Genomic DNA, 879 nt, shown 5'->3' with positions numbered 1-879 from the left:
CCGGTCCAGCTCGGTGGTGTTGGTGAAGCTGCCGGTTCCGGTTGGAGCGTTGATGAAGTCCGCGGTGATGGTGTGGGTATCATTGACGAAGTAGGTTGCACCAACCCTGGCAAAGGCGCGCAGGGACCTGTCTCCGGGGATGTCGAACTCCCTGCCGATCTCTGCCGATGGCGAGAGTGTGACATAGGAACTGGTATCCCCTGCGACACTCAGATTGGCCGCCCCGGCCCCGCTTTCTGTCACGCCGTCGCGATCCAGCATAGTCCAGCCCAGATCCAGCATCGGCTTGAGGTAGAAGCTCTCAAACTCTTTCAGATAAGCCGCCCGCAGCTGCGCGGTGATGAACTTGGTATCCGGATCCGAGCTGGCTGTGCCGGTGAAGCCGCCAAACCCGATCTGCCGGGTGACCGTATCATTGCTGATCCCGCCGCTCAGGCTGGCGGCCAGCAACAGGGGGCCATCGACATATTTGACCGCGACACCGCCCTGATACCGATCAAAGTCGCTGTCGGCGCCGTTGGAGGCACTGGTATCACCGGTCTCGTAACCGATCCCACCGCCCACAAACCAGTTGGGGGCGACTTCAAACTGCGCCCCGCCCGACACGCCGGTCACGCTTTCGGTGAAGCCCACGGTTTCCGTCGTGCCGCTGTGGTCCAGGTAGCGGTATTGCGGTTGCAACCAGACACACTCGCCTTCGGCGATGGCCGCGAACGGGCCGGTCTGCTGTTCGCAGCTCAGCAGGCTGGCCGCAAAGGCTTGCGACGACAGCAGCGCACCGGTTTCCACGTTGCCATAGATCTCCGGGCTCAGCTGATCGAGCGCGTCCGCGTAATCGGATGAGTTCGTGACCGCCAGCAGCCCGTTCAGCACAGGGGC

General features: G+C 62.7%; 1 protein-coding gene. It reads right to left on the bottom strand.

Annotated elements, in window-relative coordinates:
• A partial coding sequence (locus ACR0BU_RS24725) for an autotransporter outer membrane beta-barrel domain-containing protein (protein WP_480739582.1) occupies positions 1-879 on the bottom strand: 879 nt, incomplete at both ends.

This window comes from Ruegeria sp. CK2 (genome assembly GCF_056536585.1).
This window is presented reverse-complemented; position numbering and strand designations above follow the sequence as displayed.